Source organism: Arthrobacter sp. NtRootA1, from assembly GCF_019976975.1.
Lineage (GTDB): Bacteria > Actinomycetota > Actinomycetes > Actinomycetales > Micrococcaceae > Arthrobacter > Arthrobacter aromaticivorans.
In genome coordinates this window covers 5188049-5210584 of sequence record NZ_AP024630.1, presented here as the reverse complement: position 1 = coordinate 5210584, position 22536 = coordinate 5188049, and the positions used below count along the sequence as shown (strand labels likewise).

27 protein-coding genes are annotated in these 22536 nt (G+C 61.1%); 11 read left to right on the top strand and 16 right to left on the bottom strand.

Annotated features, from left to right (window positions below):
- Positions 1-12: 12 nt before the first annotated feature.
- The 6 genes from LDN90_RS23840 to LDN90_RS23815 form a co-directional block, all read right to left on the bottom strand.
- Entirely contained in the window at positions 13-840 is an 828-nt protein-coding gene (locus tag LDN90_RS23840) for a hypothetical protein (RefSeq protein WP_223947397.1), read from the bottom strand.
- A gap of 73 nt (positions 841-913) precedes the next feature.
- On the bottom strand, positions 914-1096 hold the full coding sequence (locus LDN90_RS23835; protein ID WP_223947396.1) for a hypothetical protein: 183 nt from the start codon (positions 1094-1096) through the stop codon (positions 914-916).
- A gap of 115 nt (positions 1097-1211) precedes the next feature.
- The gene (locus LDN90_RS23830; RefSeq protein WP_223947395.1) at positions 1212-2186 is read right to left on the bottom strand and encodes an acyl-CoA thioesterase; all 975 of its coding nucleotides are present in this window, start codon (positions 2184-2186) and stop codon (positions 1212-1214) included.
- A gap of 79 nt (positions 2187-2265) precedes the next feature.
- Positions 2266-2838 (bottom strand): hypothetical protein, encoded by a 573-nt coding sequence (locus tag LDN90_RS23825; protein ID WP_223947394.1) that lies wholly within the window; start codon positions 2836-2838, stop codon positions 2266-2268.
- Positions 2835-3179 carry a PEP-utilizing enzyme gene (locus LDN90_RS23820; protein WP_216924519.1) on the bottom strand — a complete coding sequence of 115 codons (345 nt, stop codon included), beginning with the start codon at positions 3177-3179 and terminating at the stop codon, positions 2835-2837. Before LDN90_RS23820 ends, LDN90_RS23825 begins: the two co-directional genes overlap by 4 nt.
- Positions 3180-3181: 2 nt before the next feature.
- Positions 3182-3604 carry a hypothetical protein gene (locus LDN90_RS23815; RefSeq protein WP_223947393.1) on the bottom strand — a complete coding sequence of 141 codons (423 nt, stop codon included), beginning with the start codon at positions 3602-3604 and terminating at the stop codon, positions 3182-3184.
- A 145-nt stretch (positions 3605-3749) separates the two neighbouring features.
- On the opposite strand from LDN90_RS23815, the gene aztD reads away from it, so the two are divergent.
- A complete protein-coding gene (aztD, locus tag LDN90_RS23810) occupies positions 3750-5063 on the top strand; it encodes a zinc metallochaperone AztD (protein ID WP_223947392.1) in 1314 nt (437 codons plus the stop codon).
- A 143-nt stretch (positions 5064-5206) separates the two neighbouring features.
- Here the strand turns inward: aztD and LDN90_RS23805 are convergent, their stop codons facing one another.
- Together LDN90_RS23805 and LDN90_RS23800 are read right to left on the bottom strand one after the other, a co-directional pair.
- Positions 5207-5641, bottom strand: coding sequence for a DoxX family protein (locus LDN90_RS23805; RefSeq protein WP_216924526.1), 435 nt, complete (start codon positions 5639-5641; stop codon positions 5207-5209).
- Positions 5642-5681: 40 nt separating this feature from the next.
- Positions 5682-6266 (bottom strand): antibiotic biosynthesis monooxygenase, encoded by a 585-nt coding sequence (locus LDN90_RS23800; protein WP_216924527.1) that lies wholly within the window; start codon positions 6264-6266, stop codon positions 5682-5684.
- A gap of 42 nt (positions 6267-6308) precedes the next feature.
- On the opposite strand from LDN90_RS23800, the gene LDN90_RS23795 reads away from it, so the two are divergent.
- The 3 genes from LDN90_RS23795 to LDN90_RS23785 all read left to right on the top strand — a co-directional run bounded on the left by LDN90_RS23795 (position 6309) and on the right by LDN90_RS23785 (position 8658).
- Positions 6309-7649 carry an MATE family efflux transporter gene (locus LDN90_RS23795; protein WP_216924530.1) on the top strand — a complete coding sequence of 447 codons (1341 nt, stop codon included), beginning with the start codon at positions 6309-6311 and terminating at the stop codon, positions 7647-7649.
- A gap of 9 nt (positions 7650-7658) precedes the next feature.
- On the top strand, positions 7659-8231 hold the full coding sequence (locus tag LDN90_RS23790) for a DUF308 domain-containing protein (protein WP_223947391.1): 573 nt from the start codon (positions 7659-7661) through the stop codon (positions 8229-8231).
- A 73-nt stretch (positions 8232-8304) separates the two neighbouring features.
- Entirely contained in the window at positions 8305-8658 is a 354-nt protein-coding gene (locus LDN90_RS23785; RefSeq protein WP_223947390.1) for a hypothetical protein, read from the top strand.
- Positions 8659-8668: 10 nt separating this feature from the next.
- On the opposite strand, the gene LDN90_RS23780 is transcribed toward LDN90_RS23785, so the two are convergent.
- A complete protein-coding gene (locus LDN90_RS23780; RefSeq protein ID WP_216924534.1) occupies positions 8669-9217 on the bottom strand; it encodes a CGNR zinc finger domain-containing protein in 549 nt (182 codons plus the stop codon).
- Between the two features lie 71 nt (positions 9218-9288).
- On the opposite strand from LDN90_RS23780, the gene LDN90_RS23775 reads away from it, so the two are divergent.
- Complete coding sequence (locus tag LDN90_RS23775) at positions 9289-10341, top strand: EamA family transporter (RefSeq protein WP_223947389.1); 1053 nt, start codon at positions 9289-9291, stop codon at positions 10339-10341.
- Between the two features lie 146 nt (positions 10342-10487).
- Here LDN90_RS23775 and LDN90_RS23770 read toward each other — a convergent pair whose 3' ends face one another.
- Complete coding sequence (locus tag LDN90_RS23770) at positions 10488-10751, bottom strand: WXG100 family type VII secretion target (protein ID WP_216924666.1); 264 nt, start codon at positions 10749-10751, stop codon at positions 10488-10490.
- A 158-nt stretch (positions 10752-10909) separates the two neighbouring features.
- Between LDN90_RS23770 and LDN90_RS23765 the strand changes: the two genes are divergently transcribed.
- Positions 10910-11182: a DUF2277 domain-containing protein gene (locus LDN90_RS23765; protein WP_223947388.1), complete on the top strand. Its 273-nt coding sequence runs from the start codon at positions 10910-10912 to the stop codon at positions 11180-11182.
- 12 nt (positions 11183-11194) lie between these two features.
- Here the strand turns inward: LDN90_RS23765 and LDN90_RS23760 are convergent, their stop codons facing one another.
- The 5 genes from LDN90_RS23760 to LDN90_RS23740 all read right to left on the bottom strand — a co-directional run bounded on the left by LDN90_RS23760 (position 11195) and on the right by LDN90_RS23740 (position 17161).
- Positions 11195-13717: a heavy metal translocating P-type ATPase gene (locus LDN90_RS23760; protein ID WP_223947387.1), complete on the bottom strand. Its 2523-nt coding sequence runs from the start codon at positions 13715-13717 to the stop codon at positions 11195-11197.
- 8 nt (positions 13718-13725) lie between these two features.
- On the bottom strand, positions 13726-13959 hold the full coding sequence (locus tag LDN90_RS23755) for a heavy metal-associated domain-containing protein (protein WP_223935099.1): 234 nt from the start codon (positions 13957-13959) through the stop codon (positions 13726-13728).
- A gap of 49 nt (positions 13960-14008) precedes the next feature.
- A complete protein-coding gene (locus LDN90_RS23750; protein WP_223947386.1) occupies positions 14009-14380 on the bottom strand; it encodes a metal-sensitive transcriptional regulator in 372 nt (123 codons plus the stop codon).
- A gap of 67 nt (positions 14381-14447) precedes the next feature.
- Positions 14448-15266 (bottom strand): alpha/beta hydrolase, encoded by an 819-nt coding sequence (locus LDN90_RS23745; protein ID WP_223947385.1) that lies wholly within the window; start codon positions 15264-15266, stop codon positions 14448-14450.
- 53 nt (positions 15267-15319) lie between these two features.
- The gene (locus tag LDN90_RS23740; protein ID WP_223949367.1) at positions 15320-17161 is read right to left on the bottom strand and encodes an FG-GAP-like repeat-containing protein; all 1842 of its coding nucleotides are present in this window, start codon (positions 17159-17161) and stop codon (positions 15320-15322) included.
- Positions 17162-17458: 297 nt separating this feature from the next.
- On the opposite strand from LDN90_RS23740, the gene LDN90_RS23735 reads away from it, so the two are divergent.
- Positions 17459-17803: a rhodanese-like domain-containing protein gene (locus LDN90_RS23735; protein WP_223949366.1), complete on the top strand. Its 345-nt coding sequence runs from the start codon at positions 17459-17461 to the stop codon at positions 17801-17803.
- Between the two features lie 25 nt (positions 17804-17828).
- The gene (locus tag LDN90_RS23730) at positions 17829-18494 is read left to right on the top strand and encodes an alpha/beta hydrolase (protein WP_223947384.1); all 666 of its coding nucleotides are present in this window, start codon (positions 17829-17831) and stop codon (positions 18492-18494) included.
- A gap of 10 nt (positions 18495-18504) precedes the next feature.
- Here the strand turns inward: LDN90_RS23730 and LDN90_RS23725 are convergent, their stop codons facing one another.
- A complete protein-coding gene (locus LDN90_RS23725) occupies positions 18505-18942 on the bottom strand; it encodes a VOC family protein (RefSeq protein ID WP_216924547.1) in 438 nt (145 codons plus the stop codon).
- Between the two features lie 27 nt (positions 18943-18969).
- Between LDN90_RS23725 and LDN90_RS23720 the strand changes: the two genes are divergently transcribed.
- The 3 genes from LDN90_RS23720 to LDN90_RS23710 all read left to right on the top strand — a co-directional run bounded on the left by LDN90_RS23720 (position 18970) and on the right by LDN90_RS23710 (position 22533).
- A complete protein-coding gene (locus tag LDN90_RS23720; RefSeq protein WP_223947383.1) occupies positions 18970-19359 on the top strand; it encodes a hypothetical protein in 390 nt (129 codons plus the stop codon).
- Between the two features lie 211 nt (positions 19360-19570).
- Complete coding sequence (locus LDN90_RS23715; RefSeq protein ID WP_223947382.1) at positions 19571-21004, top strand: MFS transporter; 1434 nt, start codon at positions 19571-19573, stop codon at positions 21002-21004.
- 20 nt (positions 21005-21024) lie between these two features.
- A complete protein-coding gene (locus LDN90_RS23710) occupies positions 21025-22533 on the top strand; it encodes an FGGY family carbohydrate kinase (RefSeq protein ID WP_223947381.1) in 1509 nt (502 codons plus the stop codon).
- The last annotated feature ends 3 nt before the right edge of the window (positions 22534-22536 follow it).

Below are 22536 nucleotides of genomic sequence, written 5' to 3'. Positions count from 1 at the left end.
GCCGGAGGCTCCTTAGGCAACGGGCAGTACCAGCAGGTACCCAGTCGGCAGCGAACCGCTCCAGCGTCGCGGTTCCCGGACAACGAACTGCGTCGCCAACTGTTCAGGGGTCAGAAGGCTGTTGGGGGCAGGCGAAGGGCCCCACTGTCCGCTGCCGTAGGGGTAGAGCGGGTCCTGTACCCGTATTCCCGTGACGGAGAAGTCCGGGAACTGGGAGGGATCTCCGAGTGACTCGAATCCGCTCATCACCCAGGCATGGCGGCCACTCCACATGACCAAGCCAACGGGGCGGCCCGTAGTGGCCATGGCTCGTGCAGCAGTTCGTACGGCTTCCCCATAGTTGGCGATGCTGACGACTTCGTACGGTCCCATCCCGACGGCGGTCAGAACCGCTGCCCAGCCGAAGGGGTTTGCGCCGTTGAAGGAGTCGGAGGACCGCATTCGCGCCATTTCCCACAGCTCGGACTGCTGGGCGCGGCCGGCCCATGTGCCGCCTCCGGTATCGTCGATCAGGTTGTGCGCGATCTGGATGCTCGCTGCGACACACCAATCAAAAGTGTACTGCGGTACGAAGTCGCCTTCTTGGTACAAGTTCAGGGAGTACGCCTGAGGCACCGCCACAGGCGTTGGGACTGGGGCCGGCGTCGAAATCGGAGCAGGGGCCGTTTGAGTCGTTCCCTGAGCTGGACCGGCGACACCGCCAGCCACTGGCTGGGCCGTGGAAGATGAAGGCGGTTGATTCGGGGCGGCCTCGTCCACGCCGGTCGCGGACGAACAGGCCGACAGAAGGGTGGCAGAGGCGACGAACCAAGCCAGGAGACGGGCGCGGGCACCGGTCATGATCCAGTTTAGCGCGGGGCTGGCTAACCCCTGAAGGCCGCCTTTTCCGCAATTGGGCCGGATGCTACAAACGTTAAATGCGTCGGAGCGTGGAGTAGGGGCGACTTGGGAGGGTTCCTGCCACCCATGGTTGAACTGAGGGTTCAACCGGAATCTGCCCGCGGCCGTCGCGGATCACCAACACCACGGCCCCTATGGCGGCGGCAAGGGAAGCCAGACCCAACAGGATGAGGACAACAGCAAAAGCCAGAGACATCTCCATGCACCTCTAGGCCTAATTTTACCGGTCTTCGTGCTTCTTGGAGCTCCGTTGACGTCCTGCATCGCATTGTTGGAGCGTTGCACGACACAGAGTCCTACAAGGCGGGGAGCTAGTTGCCAGCAGCCTTAAGCAAATGATCCGGCAGTCGATTCCCGGGCGCCCGTCCTCGGATTTCCAACAATTCCCGGGCATGGGCATGCAACTTTTTGTCCTCTTCCGATACAGGAACCCATTCTGGAATCGGCACCGCCGTTCCCGATTCATCCCGGGCCACCATCACAGTGAGGCAGTACGTTGTCAGGTTCATCTCACGGGTTTTGGGATCACCGGAGCGGACGTGGACAGCGATGTGCATTCCCTTTGCACCCGTGTAAACGAGACGGGCTTCTACTTCCACCACGTGGCCGATCAACAACGGCCGATAGAAGCGGACGCCGCCTGAGAAGACTGCCACGGTGTCCTTGCCGCAGTATCGCGAGGCGCACACGTATGCGGCTTCGTCGATCCATTTCATGACAATGCCGCCGTGGACCTTGCCGCCCCAGTTCACATCAGTGGGGGCCGCCATAAACCGCAGTACGACGCGTTCGGCGGTACCGGCGTCGGTATATTCCTGGGCGTTCATCGCATTGACGATCTGTTCACGCACTTCAATGCGCGCAAGCGCGTGATCCCTTTGCTCGATTTCTTCCGGGGTGGAGGGCTCGAATTGCGGCACGGGAATCGGCTTGCCGTCAGGTCCTACGGCCACGAATATCACCATGCACTGGCTGTGCATCGTCTCCGGTCCGCCCTTGGGGTCACGGGAACTGACCACCGTGTGGATGTGCATGGAGGAGCGGCCCGTGTACACGATGGTGGAAGTTACCTCCACCATGTCGCCGCTGTTCACCGGATCGGTGAAGTGAATGTTGCCCACGTAGGCGGTGACGCAGTACGACTTCGCCCAGCCCACCGCTGCGGCATACGCGGCCTTGTCCACCCACTCAAGGACTGTGCCGGCGTCGACCGAGCCGCTGTGTCCAATGTCCATTGGAGCCGCAAGGAAGCGGAGGGTCACGGAGTTGCCGGCTGTCTCACTCATGCTGGAAGTTTACTGTCGGCATGTTTCTGTTACGTGAGTAAGTCTGGATCCGCTGTCCGAGTGGCCGGACGTCCGCTGCCTACCCGCGCTGGATTCCCAGGGTTGCGATGAGATCCTCGTGCAGTTCGAACCATGCCCGGTGGAAGGAGTCACGGTCGGTCGCGGTGAACCAGGCACTGTCCCTGCGCGCCCGCTCGAGCGCGTCCATCAGCCGCCGGGAGTAGCCCGCGAACCGTGGCAATGATCCTGCCAGGCGTTCTTCCAGCGGACTCCACGAAGCTAACACCTCCTCCAAGATCCCGGAGGCAGCCATGCCCCTTACTTGCTGGAGTTGGATGGCGCTGCAGGCACTGACAACCGTCGGATTTAGGTCCACGAACTCGTTGTGCACGCCCATCACCACGGAGCGGGCGTCTTCACGGTCCAATTCAGCTGCGAGGAGGCGCTCATTCTCGACACGACCAGCACTGGAGAGGGACCACCCGCTGCTGCCAGCAAAGGAAGTGTGGGAAACGAAACCGAGCACGCCGGCGTCGATGAGTTCGGACTCGACCAAGCTGTGATCCCGACTGAATCGATCCGCAATGGCGTGGGCGTCGGCGAACCCGAGGAGTCGGACGGCGTGAAGTGTAAGTAACAAGTCGCCAGTCATTCGGCTGATTCCGCAACGGCAGCGACGGTAACTGTGCCCAAGGATCCGTTGATCGTCACGGAAGTTCCGTCCGCGAGCAACGTCATGGCGTCCCGGACACCTACGACGGCCGGTATTCCGAATTCACGGGCGACGATGGCGGCGTGGGACAACATTCCGCCACTCTCAGTGACAACTGCCGCAGCCATCCCAAAAAGTGGCGTCCATGCGGGGTCGGTGGTGCGGCACACCAACACATCGCCAAGCTGGAACCGACCGAAGTCATCGGGCCCGTTGATGATTCGCGCGGTCCCATGGGCCGTTCCTGCGCTTGCCGCGGTTCCGTTGAGTGTGACTGCCATCGTCAGCGCCCACCGAGGTTCGGATTGGGTCGATCGGTAAGCCGATCGAGTCTTTGTTGTGCGGCCTGGGCGGAGCGGAGCCCGAGGCTCTCCGCGATCTGCGGCCACGTGAGGCCTTCTGCCCGCGCAAGAAACAGAAGCGCGGTTTCGACGGCGTCCATCTCACCACGAGCGGCGGCAACCAATGCGAGGGCGGCACGTAGATCCGCGGCCTCGACGGGGGCGGGATTTGGGTCTGTGCCCTGACCGGAACCCCTGGACCGCCAAAGTACGTGCTGGATCAGGTCCGTGGCCGAGGGGGGTTGACCAGCCGCGAGCCAGGGCCGGTGACTGAGGTCCGAACCACCCCTGTCCAAGAGTAACCGGACAGCCCTGGTTTCCCGCTCCGCTTGGTCAGCGTCCTGGGACCCTGCGTCGTTTTCCATGTGCTGCTCCTTGATTGACCATTTCTAGCGCAAGCATGGGATATCAACATTATGTTGTCAACATGCTGTTGATGGGTTCGGCGTGGAGCCCGACACATTCGCTCTGCGAGTTGATACACAAATGAGAATCAATATCATTTAACCCATGCCTCATCATTCCACCCTTATTTCCCCTGCCTCAGCCACCCCCAAACGCCGCTTCCCCGCAAAGCCGCTTGCCGCCGTCGGGCTTTCCGCCCTTCTACTCTCCGCCTGCGGAGCCCCTGGAGGCTCAGCTGGCAACGCCGCGGAGCCTGCCGCCTCCAGTAGTGGGAAGTCGAGCCCGAAAGAGGGCGGCGCCCCCAGCCCGCGTCTGGTTTACACGCACGACGCCGGTATTGGAGTCCTGGACGCCACCACCCTCAAGCCTGTGGGAGGGGCGGAATTGTCAGGTTTCAATCGGCTGAATCCCGCTGGTGACGGTCGCCATGTGTTTGTATCCACGGGAGACTCGTTCCGCCTGTTCGACGCAGGCGCCTGGACCGAGCCGCACGGCGACCATAGCCATCACTACGTTACCGAACCCAAGCTGACCGAGCTGGCGTTTGAAGCAGACAAGTCCGGTCACGTGGTTCGTCATGCGGGCAAGACAGTCCTGTTCAATGATGGATCGGGCAAGGTTGAGAGCTTCAAGTCGTCCTCCTTGGGTGCTTCCATCGAGGATGGCGCCCTGCCTGCCACCGACGTCTACACGACGCCGGAACCGCATCACGGTGTGGCAGTGGAGCTGGAAGACGGCAAGTTGCTGGTGACCCTGGGGAATGAGGAAAGCCGCTCAGGAATCGCTATCCTCTCCGCAGGCAAGGGCCAAGAGCGTAAGGAAATCGTCCGCAACGAGGACTGCCCGGGCGTCCACGGCGAGGCTGTTGCTGCCGGAGAAGCTGTGGTGGTCGGCTGCGAGAACGGCATGCTGATCTATAAGGATGGCGTGATTACCAAAGTCGCCAGCCCGGATGCCTACGGACGTCTGGGCAATCAGGCGGGTTCCGGGAAATCGCCGGTGATCCTGGGGGACTACAAAGTGGACAAGGCCGCTGAGCTGGAACGGCCAACCCGCATTTCGCTGGTGAACACTGAAACCGCAACCCTTCAACTTGTGGATATTGGAACCAGCTACTCGTTCCGTTCCCTCGGTCGCGGACCTGCCGGTGAAGCGCTGGTCCTCGGAACTGACGGTTCCCTGCGTGTCATCGACCCGATTTCAGGCTCAGTGACCTCGACGATCCCCGTAGTGGCCGCGTGGGAAGAGTCCACCACCTGGCAGGATCCGCGTCCCACGCTGTTTGTCCAGGGCGCGACGGCGTTCGTCACCGAACCTGCGACGAGCACCATTCACGCGGTGGATTTGAAGACGGGAAAAGTGAAGAAATCGGCTGAGCTGGAGCACGTCCCGAATGAGCTCACCGGGGTAGAAGGCTAAACGCTCTCTCACTTCCCGCGGGCTTTTCACCGATCTTCTTTCACTTCCAGAGGCCTAAAGCCGGATGTTCTCTCACTTTCTTGACGAAAGTGAGAGAACATCCGGCTCAAAAGGCTATTAGGTGAGAGAGGGTATGGGAGCGCTTACGCGAGGACGCGGAGTTTGGATCCCTGCCGTCCGAAGAGCGCGTTGTCGGCGGAAAGCTTGCCTGCACCAGCGAGGGCGAGAGCCAAGGCGGCGCCGGCAAAGATCAGGACAAGCTCGTAACCGCCATTGGCGACGAAGACGCCTGCCGGTGCGTGAACCAGGAACAGTGCGCCCAGCATGTCGACGGCCAGGAGGGCTGCGAACACCCGGGTCAGGAGGCCGATGATCAGTGCGATGCCGCCCACAAGTTCAAGGGTTGCAATTACCGGGGCCACGGCTGAAGCACCGGGCACGCCCATCTGCGCGAAGGAGGCCTGTGTTCCTGCAATGGTGAATTCGTTGAACTTCTGCCAACCGTGCGCGGCGAAGAGAAAACCTGCAATAACGCGCAGGACGGTCAGGGCTGTGGTGCTCAGGCTGGACTTGTTCATATATTCAACTTTTCCCGAGATAAGTTGAAGAGTCAACTAATTAAGAAGTTCCGTGACTTTTCCCACGCGGCGTTGCTTGTAGCCATGGCTGCAGAAGACGCGTCGTGATCGGCAGGAAGATGTACGTCATCAACGGCGTCAGGATGACGATGTTAAGGAGCACCTGGAACACCAGTGGCCAGCCTTGCGTCAAAGGGTGCAGCAGGAAATTAGCCAACAAACTGAGCGGAAAGAACGGCAGGAAGATGCTAATGGCTTGCTTCCAACGAGGCGGCACAACGGTTTCCGGGACGACCACAGAGGAGTCGCCAGGCTGTGAAAACCAGCCCTCGATCCCTGTGCGCCGCTCAACCCGCGTGGTCTCCATCATTTCCCGCGCGCTGTCGATCCACCAGCGACGTTCCTCGGACTGCTCCCATCCGTGCAGCGTTTCAGCATCAGCGAAGCGGTACAGCATGTGCCATTCGTTTGAACCAGCGCCATTCCGGACCCACCCCGACCCCAGGTAACCGGGCCATTCGCGTGCCAGTTCCTGGCCGGCGTGTGCCCAGGCGTTTGCTTGCCGGGTATACCCCGGAAGAATGGTGCGGGCGACGGAAACTGTAACGGGATGCTTGTGTGACACGGCCCCAAATTTACCCGCCCCCAAGCGGACTAGGCTTGTTTAGTGCCTCAAACCACAACCATCACCACACGTTCCAATGCCCGCGAGATCTTGCGCCTGGCAGTACCCGCGTTCGGCGCGCTCATAGCCGAGCCGCTGTTCCTGCTCGCCGACTCCGCCATCGTTGGCCACCTTGGCGTAGATCAGCTCGCCGGTGTTGGCCTGGCATCCACCGTTATGCATACCGCTGTGGGACTTATGGTCTTCCTGGCATATTCGACGACGCCGGCAGTCGCCCGGGCGATCGGTGACGGAAAGTTGGCGAAAGCTTTGGCAGCAGGGCGCGACGGCGTCTGGCTGGCTTTGGTGCTGGGCATCTCGCTCGCTGTGGTTGGCTTTGTCGCTGCCGAACCCCTCGTGGGCCTAATGGGCGCCACCGGCGATGTGCGTGGGTTCGCGGTGGATTATCTGCGCTGGTCGATGCCCGGCCTCGCCGCGATGCTCCTGATCTTCGCGGGTACTGGCGTGCTCCGCGGCCTTCAGGACACCCGGACGCCTCTGGTGGTTGCCACTGCAGGTTTTGCACTGAACATCGCGCTGAACTGGTTCCTCGTGTACGGCCTGCATCTCTCCGTTACTGGTTCGGCAATCGGCACCAGCATTGCCCAATGGGCCATGGCCACCGTGTATCTGGTGATGGTCGGGCGAAATGCACGGCAACACGACGTGTCCTTCAAGCCCGATTGGCACGGCATTCGGGCCATGACCAAGGTGGGCTCGTGGCTGATGCTCCGCACGCTCAGCCTCCGTCTCGCCATCCTCGCCACGGTCCTCGTGGTCACAGCCCAGGGTGCGGTGAACCTCGCGGCGCACCAGTTGGCGATGACCATTTTCTCCTTCCTCGCCTTCGCTTTGGACGCTCTCGCCATCGCAGCGCAAGCCTTGATCGGCAAGGAACTGGGTGCGCGAAATGCTGGCCGCGTCCGTGAACTCACGCGGACCATGATCCGATGGGGTCTCGGTTTTGGGGTGGTCACCGGGTTGCTGCTGGCGTTGGTTGCTCCTTGGGCCGGCTACCTCTTCACCTCTGATGCCGGTGTCCGGGAGGCACTGACGCTGGCGCTCTGGGTCCTCGCCGTCGGACAGCCATTGGCCGGCTACGTGTTTGTCCTCGATGGAGTTCTCATCGGTGCTGGCGACGCGCGTTATCTGGCGATTGCCGGCGTCGTAAATCTTGCGGTCTATGGGCCGTTGCTGGCGGCCGTCCATGTCATCAGGCCCGACGGCGCGGCGGGGCTGGTGTGGTTGTGGGTGGTCTTTGCGCTTGGCTACATGCTCGCCCGTGGAGTGACCTTAGGGTTGCGCGCGCGGACCGATAAATGGATGGTGCTGGGTTCACACTAAACTGGACGGGTGACTCTCCCAGCGAATTCTGCCCAGACACCGTCTGCCTCCGTGGCCGAGCTCTGGAAACCCGTGCTGGTCCGCGCCGCCGTTGCACTGGTGTTTGGCCTGGTTACGATCTTCTGGGGATCGCCTTCTGTGCAGGTCCTCGCGTGGGCTATCGGCCTGTACCTGCTGGGGACAGCTGCCGCTCTGTGGATGTCCCGCGTTCTGCCTAAGGTCGTTTCCGTAGTCGTCGCAGTGGGCGGTGTGGCGGCTTTGGTCACTCTGTCCGATGCCGGCGTCGCACTCTCCGCCGCCGCCGCACTGCTCGTGCTTGGCGTTTTTGAACTGATCCACGGCCTGCGGAATCGCGACTCGTTGACCCGTGATTGGCTTGTTTCCGGCGTTATCGCTGTGGGTACCGCACTGGCGTTGCCGTTCTTCACTTCGCTCGGGGCGCACGCGCTTTTGGGGGTCGCTGGCGGCGGGGCGATCCTTTCCGGAGTGTTGTGGATGCTTTCCGGACTCACCCTCCGGCATGACGCTCAGTCGGGGACCCAGGCCACTGCGCCGGGTGCTTCCCCTGAGGCCGTAAACTAGTAGCTGGACGTTCTACTCTCTGTAGAACTTTTGCAACCGGCGGGCGCCGAACAGGCCCGCCATCATTGGAGGAATGACCGTGGCAGACCAGACACCAGGAGAGCCGCGCAAGATGCGGACCTCGGTCAAGGGACCCCTCATGTTCTCCGCGTTTTTCGCTGCACTGGCATTCGTCGCCGTGCTGATCTTCGCTTCAGGCGGCAGTGCCCACACTCCGCGGTTCGATCTCGCATTCACCGGCGCAGGTATCGCGTTCATCGTGAGCCTCGTGGTGGCGGCCATGCTTTCCATGAGCCACAAGGAAAACGCCGAGCACCTGGGCAAGGGCTCCGGCGTCAATCTCAGTTCCAAGCGCCCCGGGCACGGCGGTTCCGCAGCTCCCGGTTCGGCTGCTGATGAGACAGAAACGCCCGACGCCGGCCACTAGGCTCCCAGCCTTAGTCGCCCTCGGCAGCCTTCCTCGCCCGATACGCCGCGACGTGAGCCCTGTTGGCGCAGTTGCCTGTGTCGCAATAGAGCTTTGAGCGGTTGCGGCTGAGGTCCAAAACCACGGCGTCGCAATCGTCCGCGGCGCATACACGCATGCGGTCCATCTCCTGGCTGCGGATTACGTCAACGATTGCCATGGCAGCTTCTGTGCCCATACGGTCGGCCAGGGGTGCTTCCGGAGTGGTGGCGTGGAGATGCCAGTCCCAGTGATCGTGCTTGACGAGTTGCGGGAGTGCCTGCGCGTCTATGAGCAGTTTGTTCACGGTCTTTGCGGCGGTGTCCTCATCGGCGGCCCAGAGTGATGCCAGCTCGCTACGCAGCCGCTTGACGCTGCGCAATTCTGCTTCATCGTGGGTCCTCGAACCCGAGAATTCTTCGGCCTCCAAGAACTCGTCGAGGTCCTCTACTGATGCCAGCGAATCCTCGCCGTTGGCTGCTGTGTTGATGAGATTGACGACGGTGCGAAGTGCAATCTCGGTGTCAGGCGCAAAATGCACTTTGACTCCTTACATGTTTCGGGAGTACTGTCATGACCATAAGCCCACTTTACTCCTGACAGGAGGCTGCTGTGTCAGCTACAAAGACGAAGGCTGATGCAAAAGGTTTCCTGGCCTCGGGAGTCGGCATCGCCCTGTTTTCCTCCGCAGTTTTCGGAACCTCCGGCTCATTTGCCAAGTCCATGCTGGAAACCGGCTGGTCACCCGGCGCTGCCGTTGCCGTGCGACTGACAGGTGCCGCGCTGATCCTGGCGATTCCCGGCGTCGTGGTTCTTCGCGGCCGCTGGCACCAGCTCAAGGACAACTGGCTGACTATCCTGCTGTTCGGCCTCATCGGAGTCGCTGGCTGCCAACTGTTCTACTTCAATGCAGTGGCCCGCTTGTCCGTGGGTGTCGCGCTCCTGCTCGAGTACCTCGCTCCGGTAATGATCGTGCTCTGGCTCTGGATCGCCAGCCGCCGCAGGCCTCGGGCCCTTACGGCCGCCGGCGCACTGCTTTCATTGGGTGGGTTAGTCCTTGTCTTGGACCTGACCGGTGCTGTGAAGGTGGACTTCATCGGCGTCCTCTGGGGCATGGCTGCGGCAGTGTGCCTGGTGATCTACTTCTTCATCACGGCCAAGGAAAACGACACCCTTCCCCCTCTGGTCCTCGCCTCGGGCGGGCTTCTGGTGGGCGCACTGGTCATGTGGCTGGTGGGCGCCTTGGGATTGATTCCCATGACTTTTAGCACCGCTGATACGAGCCTCGGTCCATGGACGATACCGTGGTGGGTCTCAGCCGCGGGACTCGTTATTCTCGCGACCGTCCTGGCCTACGTCTCCGGCATCATGGCCGCGCGCAGCCTGGGCTCGAAAGTGGCGTCTTTCGTTTCCCTGACGGAGGTGCTGTTCGCCGTGATCTGGGCTTGGCTGCTGCTGGGCGAACTGCCGGGTCCCATCCAGTTGGTGGGCGGACTTCTGATTGTGGGCGGTGTGGTCCTGGTCCGCGTGGACGAACTCCGGGGTGACCGGCGCGTCGCCCGCCCGGAAGCGGAAGCGGAAGCTGCCGCGGCACGGGTATTGGATCACGCGAACGACGTCGAGCCCGTCCCGTCGAGGCCGGCCGCCAAGGTGCCGCGCGACTAGACCACGAGGAAGTCCCGGGCTTGTTCGCACAACCTGCCCTTGAGCGTCAGGATCAACGAACAACCTCGGGATTCGGCTTAATTGGGTTCCGACTTAAAAGGCGAATGGCCCGGACGCTGTGTGCGTCCGGGCCATTCCCAACTGTCTTAGTTGGAAGCCTGCTGCTGCTGCTCAGCGTTCTTCTGAGCGCGGTCGCCGGCTTCGCGAAGGGCGTCGGCAACCTTCTTCAGGTTGGAAGCGTGCTGGCTGTCCCACTCGCTGCGGAACTTGTCAGCGTCCGGGCCCTTCCAGTCGGTGCCGTCGAGGGCACCCTTCAACTGTGAACGCTGCTGCTCGATGTTCTCGGCGCCAGCCTTCAGCTTGTTACCGAGCTGACGAAGCTGATCAACATCTGCACCCCAAATAGCCATGAGATTCTCCTTCATTTGTTCGGACCCGAGCTCTTCGGCATCCCCAGCGGCCTCCGGCTCATCCGGAAGATCCAATAGCTAAAACCTATCGTGGGATTCCAAAAGGCGTCGATGGGCACCCCTCCCCATGCAGCGCTGCCCATAGTTAGCATGGGGTTATGTGCCGGAATATCAGGACTCTTCATAACTTCGAACCACACGCTACGTCGGCGGAGGTGGAGGCCGCAGCGCTGCAATATGTGCGCAAGATCAGCGGTTCCACCAAACCTTCCAAGGCCAACGAGGAAGCCTTCGCTGAGGCCGTCCACGAGATCGCCCACATCACCCAGCATTTGCTGGATTCGCTGGTGAGTCATGCCCCCGCGAAGAACCGTGATGATGAAGCGGCCAAGGCAAAGGCCCGGGCCGCGGTCCGTTTCGGAACCGCTTAGCCCGGACCCTGGTTATTTACCGAACGAGCGCAGCCGCAGGGAGTTTGCAACAACAAGCACGGAGCTCGCTGCCATCGCCGCCCCCGCGATCATGGGATTCAGCAGTCCAAGAGCTGCCACTGGGATACCGATCGCGTTGTAGAAGAATGCCCAGAACAAGTTGGTCTTGATGGTGGAGAGCGTCTTGCGGGAGAGCTCAATAGCCTGGACGAGCTGACCCAGATCGCTGCCCATGACCGTAAGATCCGAGGCTTCGATCGCGACATCCGTGCCCGATCCCATGGCAATGCCCAGATCGGACTGCGCCAACGCAGCGGCGTCATTCACGCCGTCGCCCGCCATGGCCACAGTTGCGGCGGAGGCCTGGAGCTTCCGAACTGCGTCGACTTTGCCTTCGGGCAAGACCCCAGCGAACACATCGTCAGGAGAAATCCCGACGGCGGCAGCTACTTGGGCGGCCACGGCAGCGTTATCACCTGTCAGGAGCATCGGACGGATACCCAGGTCCTTCAGTCGCTGGATGGCAGCCGCCGAGCCGGGCTTGATGGTGTCGCTCAGGCTGACGATTCCGGCAGCTTGACCGTCCACAGCCACCCAGATAGCGGTGGCGCCGCCATTCTCCTGGGCTGCGAGTTCGTCCCGCTGGCTGGAGTCGAGGGCAATGCCGTTCTTCTCAAGCCAACCCGATCGGCCCACGACAACCGTTTTTCTGGTGCCATCCAAAGCCACGGTTCCCCGGACTCCGCCGCCAGGAGCGGAACTGAATCCATCCACGCCCGGAAGAGTACCGGCGTCGGGCGTTGCTTCCCTGGCCGCCGCTGCAATCGCATGGGCGATCGGGTGCTCCGATGCCGACTCAACCGCACCGGCAAGCGTGAGGACCGCGGCCGGAGAATGCCCGTTGAGGGCGACCGTATGGTCCACGGCTAGCTTGCCGCTGGTCACGGTACCTGTCTTGTCCAGCAGGATGGTGTCCACGTGGCGGGTGTCCTCGAGCACCTGCGGACCTTTGATGAGGATGCCCAACTGGGCGCCACGGCCCGTTCCTGTCAGCAGGCCTACAGGAGTAGCAAGGCCCAAGGCGCACGGGCAGGCGATCACGAGGACAGCAACGGCAGCGGTAAACGACGCGTTCAGGTCGCCCGAGAAGAACAGCCACAACAGGAACGTCACCAACGCAAGCACCAGCACGATCGGCACGAACACCGCGCTGATCCTGTCCGCCAGGCGTGCGATCGGTGCCTTTCCAGTCTGCGCCTGGCTGACCAAACGGCCCATCTGCGCCAAGGTGGTATCGGATCCAACCCGTGTGGCCCTTACCAACAAACGGCCAGAGGTATTGATGGTGGCGCCTGTCACCTGACTGCCCGGACCGACGTCGACAGGAACGGATTCGCCGGTAACCAGAGAGGCGTCGACGGCGGACGCGCCGTCAATGACCACACCGTCCGTGGCGATCTTCTCACCTGGGCGGACCACGATGACGTCATCAACCAGGAGTTCTTCCGCAGGTATTTTCTGCTCCCGGCCGTCCACCAAAATCGTGGCATCCTTGGCGCCAAGGTTCAGCAGGGCCTTCAAAGCGTCGCCGGCCTTGGCCTTCGCATTCGCTTCCAAGTACCGGCCCAAAAGCAGGAACGTGGTGACAACCGCGGCGACCTCGAAATACAGACCACCACCGGACATGCTCTCCATGCCGGGATGCTCAGTCATTCGAGGATCCGCGAACAACTGCCACGCGGAGTAGAGGTAGGCCGCGATCACCCCGATGGAAACGAGCGTGTCCATGGTGGATGCGAAATGCCGGGCGTTGATAGCGGCGGCCCTATGGAACGGCCACGCAGCCCAACTGACTACCGGCAGCGCCAGGGCACCGACAATCCAGCCCCAATTGGTGAACTGTAGGGCGGGCACCATCGAGATTGCGAAGACAGGGACGGTCAGTATCGCCGCCGTGATCAGGCGTGGGCGGAGTGTTGACGCCGCTGGGCCGTGCGACATGTGATCTGCGTGGTCGGCTGGCTCCGTGGGTGCGGAACCGTCGGTGCCGTGCTCTGCATGCTCGCTCGTGCCTCGCTTAGACGCATGCTGCCGCACGCCTCCGGCGGTTCCGCTGTGGTCGTGGCCGGTTCCGGGTTCCGCAGTGTGGGTCGACTCAGCTTGTGCCACGTGTCCTGCATGGGTGGATGTGTTTGCGTGGACACTGTGATCCGTGACGTCGGTGCTGCTCTCGGCGGGCGTGAGTCCAACGTGGTGGTGCTCGGTGTGGCGCTCGCGGGTGTGGGGGGCCGGGGGTTGGCGGACTTTGGCTTTATAGCCTGTGGCGTTGACAGTGTCCACGATTTGCTGATCCGTTACCGTGGCCGGAACCGTAACGTGGGCTGATTCCAAGGGGAGATTGACGCTGGCTTCAACGCCTTCAAGCTTGCCGAGCTTCCGCTCAACTCGATTGACGCACGAGGCGCAGGTCATGCCCTCTATGTCCAGTTCGATGACCCGGGTTTCGGGCTGATTGAAGGTCTCCTGGCTACTCAAGAGGACTCCTAGGCTTCGTTGGCTACCACCAAGTAGCCCGCTTCTGCAACGGCTTCGCCTATTTCTGACGGCGAGAGCTCGCTGGTGGAGGTGATGGTGACGGTGGACAGGCCGCCGGGGTTGAGGTCAACGGAGACGTCTTCCACGCCGTTAAGAGCTTCGAGTTCCTCGCTCACGCTTGAAACACAGTGGCCGCAGGTCATGCCGGAAACGTTGACGTTTGTCTGGATGGTCTGGCTCATGATGCGCTCCCTTGTAGTGAGTTGAATGGTGTGGTGTGTGCTGGCGGAGTTACCGCAACAGGCGCCCGATGGCATCGGTGGCCTCCTTGACTTTGGCGTCGATTTGTTCGGCCCGGGCTTCTGGATTGGGTTCGGAGGCGGCGCCCACCACGCAGTGGCCGATGTGCTCCTCAACGAGCCCAAGGCTGACGGCGTGCAGGGCTTTGGTGGCAGCAGCTACCTGCGTGAGGATGTCGATGCAGTACTTGTCCTCTTCCACCATGCGCGCGATACCGCGGACCTGCCCCTCGATGCGTTTCAGGCGGCGTAGGTATGCATCCTTGTTGCTGGTGTAACCGTGCGGCGCGGCGTGCTCCAGGTCGACTTCGATGGTGGGGAAGTCGCCGCCCGGTTGACTGATACTCAGGTCTGCATGGCTCATGCATCGAATGTATACCCCTTGGGGGTATCAAATCAAGTACCCCCTGGGGGTATCTTCTCGATGGAAGCTATACCCACGATCTGGGTGTTGCAGCCATTCTGTCTACAAAGTCCAGAACGGCGGGATGTGCTGGATTGATCAGATGGCCTCCCGATACCAGCACTGATTCTGTATAGGGGAGTGCACCGGACAACCGCGAGGTGATAAGTCGGAGCACATGCGGAGAGCCTTCGGCGGAGAGGATGAGACTTGGCCGTCGGATGTCCGCAAGATCGTCCTCATTCATCTCCAAAGGGGAATCACTGAGATCGAGTCCCCGGCCACGAATCTCGGCCAGGACTGCCGGGCTGGTGTGGGCGAGCATTTCATGGATGTCGCCAGGCAACGCATCCCAAGACTGAACGCCCAAGGCTTCGCGCATCACAACCTCCGCCACTCCGAACGGACGGTCGCACGAGGCCCCCAGCACCCGCTGCCGCAGCCCGCGAGCCCAAGTGTCGGCGTCGGGATCTATTGTGAACAAAGCCGGCTCCAGCAGGACGAGCGCTTTCACCTTGTCCGGGAAATGCCGCGCCAACCCCAGGGCTATGAGCCCGCCAGTGCCCGGGCCGATGACCACGGCGGGCCCTGCGTGGAGTGCGGCGAGGAGGGCCGCGGCGTCGTCGACGTGCTGGATAAGGTCCAAGGTGGACGGAGGCGGGACGAGTGCGCTGCGGTGGAAACCGCGGCGGTCGAAAATGATGCACCGCCCGTGATTACTCAGCGCCACAGCGGCTCCGGCCCACAGAGCTGCCGAACCAGGCGTGCCATGTAAACCAAGAATAGGCACGCCCTCGCCGTGTTCCTCGTAGTAAAGCGCGACGCCGTTAACACTCACCTTCGGCATGTTTCCAGCCTAGGGCTGCCGGTGTCCGCCGTGAAGAACGCTGGCCTGTCGCGTCAAAGGATGGCGGTCATACTGTTCCAGCCCTGCCCAATTCGTACAGTGGGCAGCCACGCTCCGCCGCTCGCACTGGGATACAGGAAGAGTGCGCCGCTGCTGTCGCGGGCCATAATGTCCGGACGCCCGTCGCCGTTGAAGTCTCCCGGGGCGACGATCGCGGTCATCGGGTTCCATCCCTGTCCCACCTGCTTGCGGTTCCCCCACCAGCCTCCCGTCCCATCGCCGCTATAGAGCCACAGGAGCCCGGAGCCGTCGCGGGCGAGGACATCGGGCGTACCGTTGCTATCGAAATCACCAGGGCCAACGATCGCGGTCAGGGCGTTCCATCCCGCCCCCAGATTGGTTCGGGGAAGCCAATCCCCGCGGCCGTCACCCGGGTACAACCAGAGGATTCCCGACGTGTCCCGGGCCAAAATGTCCGACGTGCCGTCTCCGTTGAAGTCGCCCGGTGTCACGATGGCGGATATGGCGTTCCAGCCTGAGCCGACGTGTACACGGGGCAACCAGCCGCCCGACCCGTTTCCGGGATACATCCACAAATGGCCAGCGCCGTCGCGGGCCAGGACGTCCGGTTTCGTGTCGCCGCTGAAATCGCCAGGACTTACGACGGCGGTCATGGAGTTCCAAGCCGACCCCACCTGTGTGCGGGGTTGCCATCCAGCCGCGCCGTTTCCTGGGTAGAGCCACAGTAGACCTGAAGTGTCACGGGCGAGGACGTCCGTTTTCCAATCGCCACTAAAGTCGTTCTTCAGCTGGGACGGAATGCTCCCGTCAATGACAGCCACGGTTCCGGCCCATTTGGCGACGTAGATTCTGTTAGTGGTCTCGTTAACCGCAATAGCTGTTCCGGACTTCACAAACAGCGTCGACAAAGCAAAAATTGTGCCATCGATGACTTTGACACCGAGGTAGTTTCCACCGAGGTACACCCTGTTGGTCTTGCCATTGACCGCGATTTTCTCTGGCGTTTCCCCTGTCCTGATATCAATGGGACCGCCGCCCTCACCACCGAAAACGGACAGGACCCCAGTCAGCGATGACAGCGTTCCGTCCCCGAGCAAGATGCGGCCCAGGTAGACCCTGTTGTTCGTTTCATCGACAGCGAGTCCAGCCGGGCTTGAGTTCAGATCCGAGTAGATCGGCTGCACTTGGTTGGAAGCCCCGTCCAAGACTTCGAGTTCCATGTAATTGCGGACACGCGAAGCAATGTAGACCTTGTTGGTGACTTGGTTGACAGCCAAGTTGGTGGGCCAAGCAACGCTGGAGCCCATGTCGATCTGAGTCACGCTGTTAGTGGCACCATTAATCACTTTCACGCCGTTGGCCAAGACATAAACGCGGTTCGTAGCCTGGTTGATCGCTACTTGTGTTACCCAGTCAGTGTTGATGGTTGTGCTGGCGTTCGTTTTTCCATCGATCACAGACAGGCCCGCCCGGCCACCGACGTAGATTTTGTTCGTGGTTTGGTTGACGGCGATGGCATATGGATCGGGACCAACGGAGACTTGGGTCACGGCATGCGTACTGCCATCAATAACTGCAACCGTTCCGCTCGCTTCGCCGCCTTTGTTACTCACATAGATCTTGTTCGTGGCGATATTAAGGGCCAGATCCGCCGGGACCCCACCTGTTTTCACCTTGGCAGTGGCTTGCGTCCTCCCATTGATGATGGTTAGCCCGTCGTTCGTCGTGACGTACGCGGTGTTGGTGACAGGGTTGACGACAATGTTGCTGGCTCCCTCGCCCACGCTAATGTTGTTCACCACGACGTCGGCCCGCGCTGGATTACCCGGCATCGCGCTAAGTACCAGGGACAGCAAGGCGGCGGCCGAAAGCACAGCTGCCAACCGCCGTCGTGGTTTCTCCGAAGTGCGATGAAAAAGCAGAGCTGAATTACCGGCAACAGTTCCCACTGAAATCCCCCAAAATGCCACAGACTTGCCCGCGTTGTGGGCTGGAGTCTACCCCGGGGGCATCGGGAAGGGGAGGCTCAGCGTACTGTTTGCTTTGGCGGAACGAGGATCTCCGCTGAATCCGCTCTTTATAAAGGAGGACACGTGAAAACCTCGCCGGCCACCAAAGAACTCGATCCTGCCGCCTATTTTCGCGCCAAGTTGCAGTGTGAGATCGACGTCATGGAAGTGGCGGAGTCGGAGCAGGGCTCCCTCGTTGTGGTGGACACGCGGCGGCAGTCCTCATGGGACCACGGGCATATTCCCGGTGCGGTACATATTCCGACCGCGCAGATTCCGGCGTTGGCTGCTGACCTGATCCCGGCGGCCTCAAAAGTGGTGGTCTATTCGTGGGGTCCGGGTTGCAACGGCAGCACCTTCGCGGCGCTCGCATTCGCCGAACTGGGATATTCCGTGAAGGAAATGATAGGCGGAATCGAGTACTGGATCCGGAACGGCCTACCACTTGAGACTGCTTCCGGCGTCAGCTCGCAGAAGCCCGATCCGCTGGTAACAGCTCACGCGTGATGTCCTTGGAAAGCGGGGTGGGAATGTGGCCGTTTTCGTACTGATCCACGGTGGCGGTTCCTCGGCATGGGACTGGCATCTGGTCAGGCCACTGCTTGAGGCATCCGGACACGGCGTCGTCGCGGTTGACTTGCCCATCGAGGACGAGGCCGCAGGGCTTGGGGATTACAGCCAAGCAGTGACTGCAGCGGTGGGCGATGCTCAGAACACCATCGTGGTGGGCCACTCGCTGGGAGGCTTTACGGCACCCTTGGTTTGCGAGCAGCTCCACTCGGAAGGCCTTGTGTATTTAGCAGGAATGATCCCACTGCCAGGCGAGACATTCGGCGACTGGTGGATCAACACCCGACACAACCGGGAGACCATTGACCCGGACCCTCAGGAAGCCTACTTCAACGAGGTCCCTGAAGACCTCGCGGATCAGGCCCGCGACAGGGAGCGCGATCAGCGAGGTGCTTGGATGGCAGGGCCCTGGCCTGGTCGGCATCCAGCCGTCCCCACCATGGCAATACTGTGCCGTGACGACCGGTTCTTTCCGGCTTCATTCATGAGACGCCAAGTACATCAGCGGCTTGGAATCGAACCGGTGGAAATCCCAGGGGGTCACTACGCAGCCTCAAGCCATCCGGAAGCTGTGGCTGCAGTATTGAACGATTTTGCCCAGAAAATCGCCCGAGAGTCGGGCCACTAATGCTCGGCTGTCAGGCCTTCTTCAATTCCTCGGCGAGCATGACGAGAATTCCGCTGGGGCCGCGAAGGTATGTGAGCTTGTAGACGTCGCCATAGGTCGCCACGCCGCGAAGGGGGTGGAATCCGTGCTTTGCAGCTACTTCAAGGGCCTTATCGATATCGTCAACCGAAAAGGCCACGCGGTGCATGCCAATGTCGTTGGGGCGAGTGGGGTCCGACTCGATCGCTTCCGGGTGGATGTATTCGAAGAGTTCAAGGCGACCCTGCCCGTCCGGAGTTTGTAGCATCGCGATCTTGGCATGGTTTCCATCAAGTCCTACGGCAATGTCCGCCCACTCGCCGCTGATCGTGTCACGGCCGATGACGGTAAGACCAAGATCGGTGAAAAAGGCGATTGCTTCTTCGATGTCGCGAACAGCGATTCCCACATTCTCAAATTTGATGGCCATGCGTTGAAAGCTACCAAGGTGCAGCGCTTGGCTCCAGCTACTTTGACCACGGATATAGTCGTCCACATATTCAAACTCGTTGCACCGGATGCTTCCTATTACCACTCGTTTGCCGAGTCGCACCGCGAGTGGAATGGGGCCCATCAGGACGGTGCGGGGTTGTTGGCGGACGACGACATCACAAGCCTGGAAGGCTTCGCGGCCTGGGCTCTGCAGGAAGTTTGCGCCCGTTTGGCTGCGGCGGGAGAGCCCGACCGCGTTCTTTTGACTTGTGATGATGCCAATGCGGCGTCCGCCAAGACCATTGAACGTTGTGGCGGCCAGCTTGAGGATCTGCGGGAGGCTGAGAGCGGGCGGTATTTTCGGCGTTACTGGATTGACGTCTCGGCCAAGCCACGTCTAACAAACCAGCCATAAACCCCCGACGCCGGCACTCAGGTTCCGATTGCAACCGTCATGGTTTTTGAAATCTGCGAACCGGCGCTTGCAGCGCCGTAGGAACTGTGAATAGAATCACTGGCACAGGGTAAGAATTGAGACTTCCTGTTGGAGGTCTCAATCTGCCCATTTTTTGTTTTACAGGCGACGACCTCTGACGAAACGGTTTCACGACAGAGAGGTCGAACGAATGTCTAGCTTGGTCCTTCGCGGTGTACACGATGTCGTGTCCTACATCGACGCCCGCCCCAGAATTTCCGGTCGAGCAGGCCTTATCTGGTGGCTGGCTTTGGGTGGCCTGTTCCTGGATGCCTTTTCCAACTCGGCATTGAGTGCCGGGCTCGGTCCGATGACCAGAGACCTGCACCTCAGCCCAACACAGATAGCGATCCTGACGTCCTTGGCCTCCTGGGTAGCCATTGCGTTCAATCCAATCGGCGGCTGGATGGCGGATAGGTGGGGGAGGATCCCACCGCTCATCTTTGCCAAGTTCCTTGCTTTCGCCGGCGCTGGCTTCGCGGCCTTCGCACCGACTTTTGAGCTTGTTCTGGTGGGCAGGTTCTTCGTAGGTGCTGCTTATGGCATTGATTTTGCGATTGCGATGGCCGTTTTGGCGGAATTCACGCCGGCGCGCTTGAAGAGCCGCCTGAATACGTGGCAGGGAATCTGGTACACGGCTGTCAGCAGCAATCTGATTCTGGCGATTGCTTTCTACAATTTGGGGGTCGGCGACTCGATTTGGCGGTTTGCGGTTGGCTCTGCCGGGGTGGTGGCACTGGCGCTGTTCCTGGCACAGATCATCTTCATGGTTGAAAGCCCCACCTGGGCGGCCCGAAAAGGGCTCTTGGACCGCGCCGCTGCTTCCATGAGCAAAATCTACGGGCAGGACTTCACTCCCGCTCCGCTGGCGGACCGCACCCCGATCCTGAACATGGCTAACAGGGGCGCTGCCAATATCGCCCTCATCTTCCGGGGTACCTATCTGCCACGAACGATCCTGGCGGCCACCGTGCAGGTTGGCCAGTCCATCCAATACTTCGCGGTCGGCTGGTACTTACCCATCATCAGCCTCACCCTTTTCGGGTCAGACTTCGTAGTGGCAACCTTAGGGGCCTTGGTCTTCAACGTATTTGGCATTATCGGCGGCTTCATGTCGCCAAGGATCGGCAAGATACTTGGCCTTCGTCGGGCCTCAGCAATCGGATTTGGGGCCGTGTTCGTGATGCTCCTGATCCTGGGCTTCTTCTACGAGACCCTGCCGATTTTCCTTGCCTTCCTGGTGCCGTCCTTGTTCATCCTGTTCCACTCCGGTGGTCCAGGCGCTAACGGCAAGAGCATCTCCACGCTCTCCTTCCGGAGCGAACTCCGGGCGGGCGCCAACGGTGTGATCGGAGCATTGGGCAGTACTGGCGCGGCATTGGGATTGTTGATCTTCCCGCTTTTGAAAGCAGAACTGGGACTGGGGCCAACGTTCCTTATCCTGTCCGCGGTTCCCCTGGCTGCCTGCATCATTTGCTCCATCATCAAGTGGGATCCAACCCGCGCACCCGTCAGCCCCGACGAGGAGACCGACGCGCCTCAATTCAGGAACGACGCCGCCCAAGTCGCCGTCCCCACCCGCTGACACGGAAAAGAGGAAGCTTTATGGGAAATTCGGCCGTTCTGGCAATAGACGAAGGCACCACAGGGACACGGGCGGCGTGGGTTACCTCCGACGGCGGAGTCCATGGCTTGGAGTATCGACGGTTGTCTGTCTCAAGCCCCCGCCCTGGTGTGGTGGAGCAGGACGCCAACGAAATTCTGGACAAGACGTTGGACGCGTGCCGTGCAGTCCTCAATCGCGCCGCTGATGAGGGTGTCGACATTCAAGGGATCGCGCTTGCCACGCAACGCTCGACTGCCGTCCTTTGGGACACCGTTACAGGGCAGCCACTGGTGCCGGCCATGGTTTGGCAGGACAGCCGATACGCTACTGAACTTGCCATCTTGGGAGAGGAATGGAACGAACGGCTTGTCGCATCAGTTGGGCGCCCTGCGGGAGTACGTTCCCCCTATCTCTGGGCCGCCCATCATCTGAGGGAAACCCGCGAAGTGGAAGTCGCGTTTCGGGAACGCCGCTTAGGCTTTGGCACCGTTGAGACCTGGCTGTTGTGGAGTCTCACCGCCGAACGCTCATACGTTGCTACAACGACGAATGCGACGTCGGCCGGCGGTTACATTCTGAGGGACCATGCTTATGAGCGGGACTGGATCGAGGCCCTGGGTTTTCCCTCGGACTTACTGCCCGAGCTGCGTCAGGATGCCGATCACCTTGGTCACAGCGACAGTTCCAAATTGGGCATTTCAGTGCCAGTGCTGTCCGCCATGGGTGATCAGCATGCCGGTACCGTGGGTTTGGGATGCTTGCGTCCCGGACAAGCAATGTGCGTTCACGGCACGGGCAGCTTTGTCGATCTTGTGACGGGCAGCAACATGCCGGCGCGGCCGGGGCTGTACGAAGGGACGTTAAGCCTGGCTGCATGGCGCCGGCACCACGAAACCACCTATGCGGTGGAAACATTTACCGCGACAACGGGTTCGGCGCTGGACTGGGTATGCAGCACTCTTGGCTGGTTCGACTCTCCGCAGAGAATCAGTGAATTGGCTGCCACGGTGGACGGCTCCAACGGCGTTATGTTCATTCCCGCTCTGACCGGTCTCCGCATGCCAGTTGTAGAACCGAACGCCCGTGCATCGCTGACTGGATTCTCGATGTCCAGTACTTTGCCGGAAATCGCCTACGCAATCCTGGAAGGCGTTGCCCATTCTGTGGCCAGCAGTGTGGAGGCCAACGAGGCAGTGTCCGGCATTTCCGTAACCGAGATCGCAGTGGGCGGCGGAATGTCGGCCAGTGATCCCCTGATCCAGATGCAGGCTGACCTGACAGGCATCCCCATGCGTCGCTTGAATTCCTGTGACACGGCAAGCCTGCGTGGCGCCGCATTCATGGGTGCCGCGGACGGTTTGCTCTGGAGTTCCCTTACCGAAGCCGTCGAATGCCTGGGTCCAGGAGACCTCTTCGAACCACGACTAACCGCCGCTGAGCAACTCGGCCGCCGCGATGCATGGAATTCGCGTATCGCCAGTGAGTTGGCGCTTGTCCGTGACTCCTGACAC

Bases quoted from the DNA above. Each gene is read 5' to 3' on its own strand.
- LDN90_RS23755 (WP_223935099.1), bottom strand. From the start codon at position 13,959: ATGAGCCAGACCATCCAGACAAACGTCAACGTTTCCGGCATGACCTGC.
- LDN90_RS23805 (WP_216924526.1), bottom strand. From the start codon at position 5,641: ATGAACAAGTCCAGCCTGAGCACCACAGCCCTGACCGTCCTGCGCGTT.
- LDN90_RS23820 (WP_216924519.1), bottom strand. From the start codon at position 3,179: ATGGCAGTCACACTCAACGGAACCGCGGCAAGCGCAGGAACGGCCCAT.
- LDN90_RS23735 (WP_223949366.1), top strand. From the start codon at position 17,459: ATGGAAGTGGCGGAGTCGGAGCAGGGCTCCCTCGTTGTGGTGGACACG.
- LDN90_RS23750 (WP_223947386.1), bottom strand. From the start codon at position 14,380: ATGAGCCATGCAGACCTGAGTATCAGTCAACCGGGCGGCGACTTCCCC.
- LDN90_RS23715 (WP_223947382.1), top strand. From the start codon at position 19,571: ATGTCTAGCTTGGTCCTTCGCGGTGTACACGATGTCGTGTCCTACATC.
- LDN90_RS23745 (WP_223947385.1), bottom strand. From the start codon at position 15,266: ATGCCGAAGGTGAGTGTTAACGGCGTCGCGCTTTACTACGAGGAACAC.
- LDN90_RS23710 (WP_223947381.1), top strand. From the start codon at position 21,025: ATGGGAAATTCGGCCGTTCTGGCAATAGACGAAGGCACCACAGGGACA.
- LDN90_RS23815 (WP_223947393.1), bottom strand. From the start codon at position 3,604: ATGGAAAACGACGCAGGGTCCCAGGACGCTGACCAAGCGGAGCGGGAA.
- LDN90_RS23770 (WP_216924666.1), bottom strand. From the start codon at position 10,751: ATGGCTATTTGGGGTGCAGATGTTGATCAGCTTCGTCAGCTCGGTAAC.
- LDN90_RS23840 (WP_223947397.1), bottom strand. From the start codon at position 840: ATGACCGGTGCCCGCGCCCGTCTCCTGGCTTGGTTCGTCGCCTCTGCC.
- LDN90_RS23765 (WP_223947388.1), top strand. From the start codon at position 10,910: ATGTGCCGGAATATCAGGACTCTTCATAACTTCGAACCACACGCTACG.
- LDN90_RS23830 (WP_223947395.1), bottom strand. From the start codon at position 2,186: ATGAGTGAGACAGCCGGCAACTCCGTGACCCTCCGCTTCCTTGCGGCT.
- LDN90_RS23725 (WP_216924547.1), bottom strand. From the start codon at position 18,942: ATGGCCATCAAATTTGAGAATGTGGGAATCGCTGTTCGCGACATCGAA.
- LDN90_RS23785 (WP_223947390.1), top strand. From the start codon at position 8,305: ATGACCGTGGCAGACCAGACACCAGGAGAGCCGCGCAAGATGCGGACC.
- aztD (WP_223947392.1), top strand. From the start codon at position 3,750: ATGCCTCATCATTCCACCCTTATTTCCCCTGCCTCAGCCACCCCCAAA.
- LDN90_RS23825 (WP_223947394.1), bottom strand. From the start codon at position 2,838: ATGACTGGCGACTTGTTACTTACACTTCACGCCGTCCGACTCCTCGGG.
- LDN90_RS23835 (WP_223947396.1), bottom strand. From the start codon at position 1,096: ATGTCTCTGGCTTTTGCTGTTGTCCTCATCCTGTTGGGTCTGGCTTCC.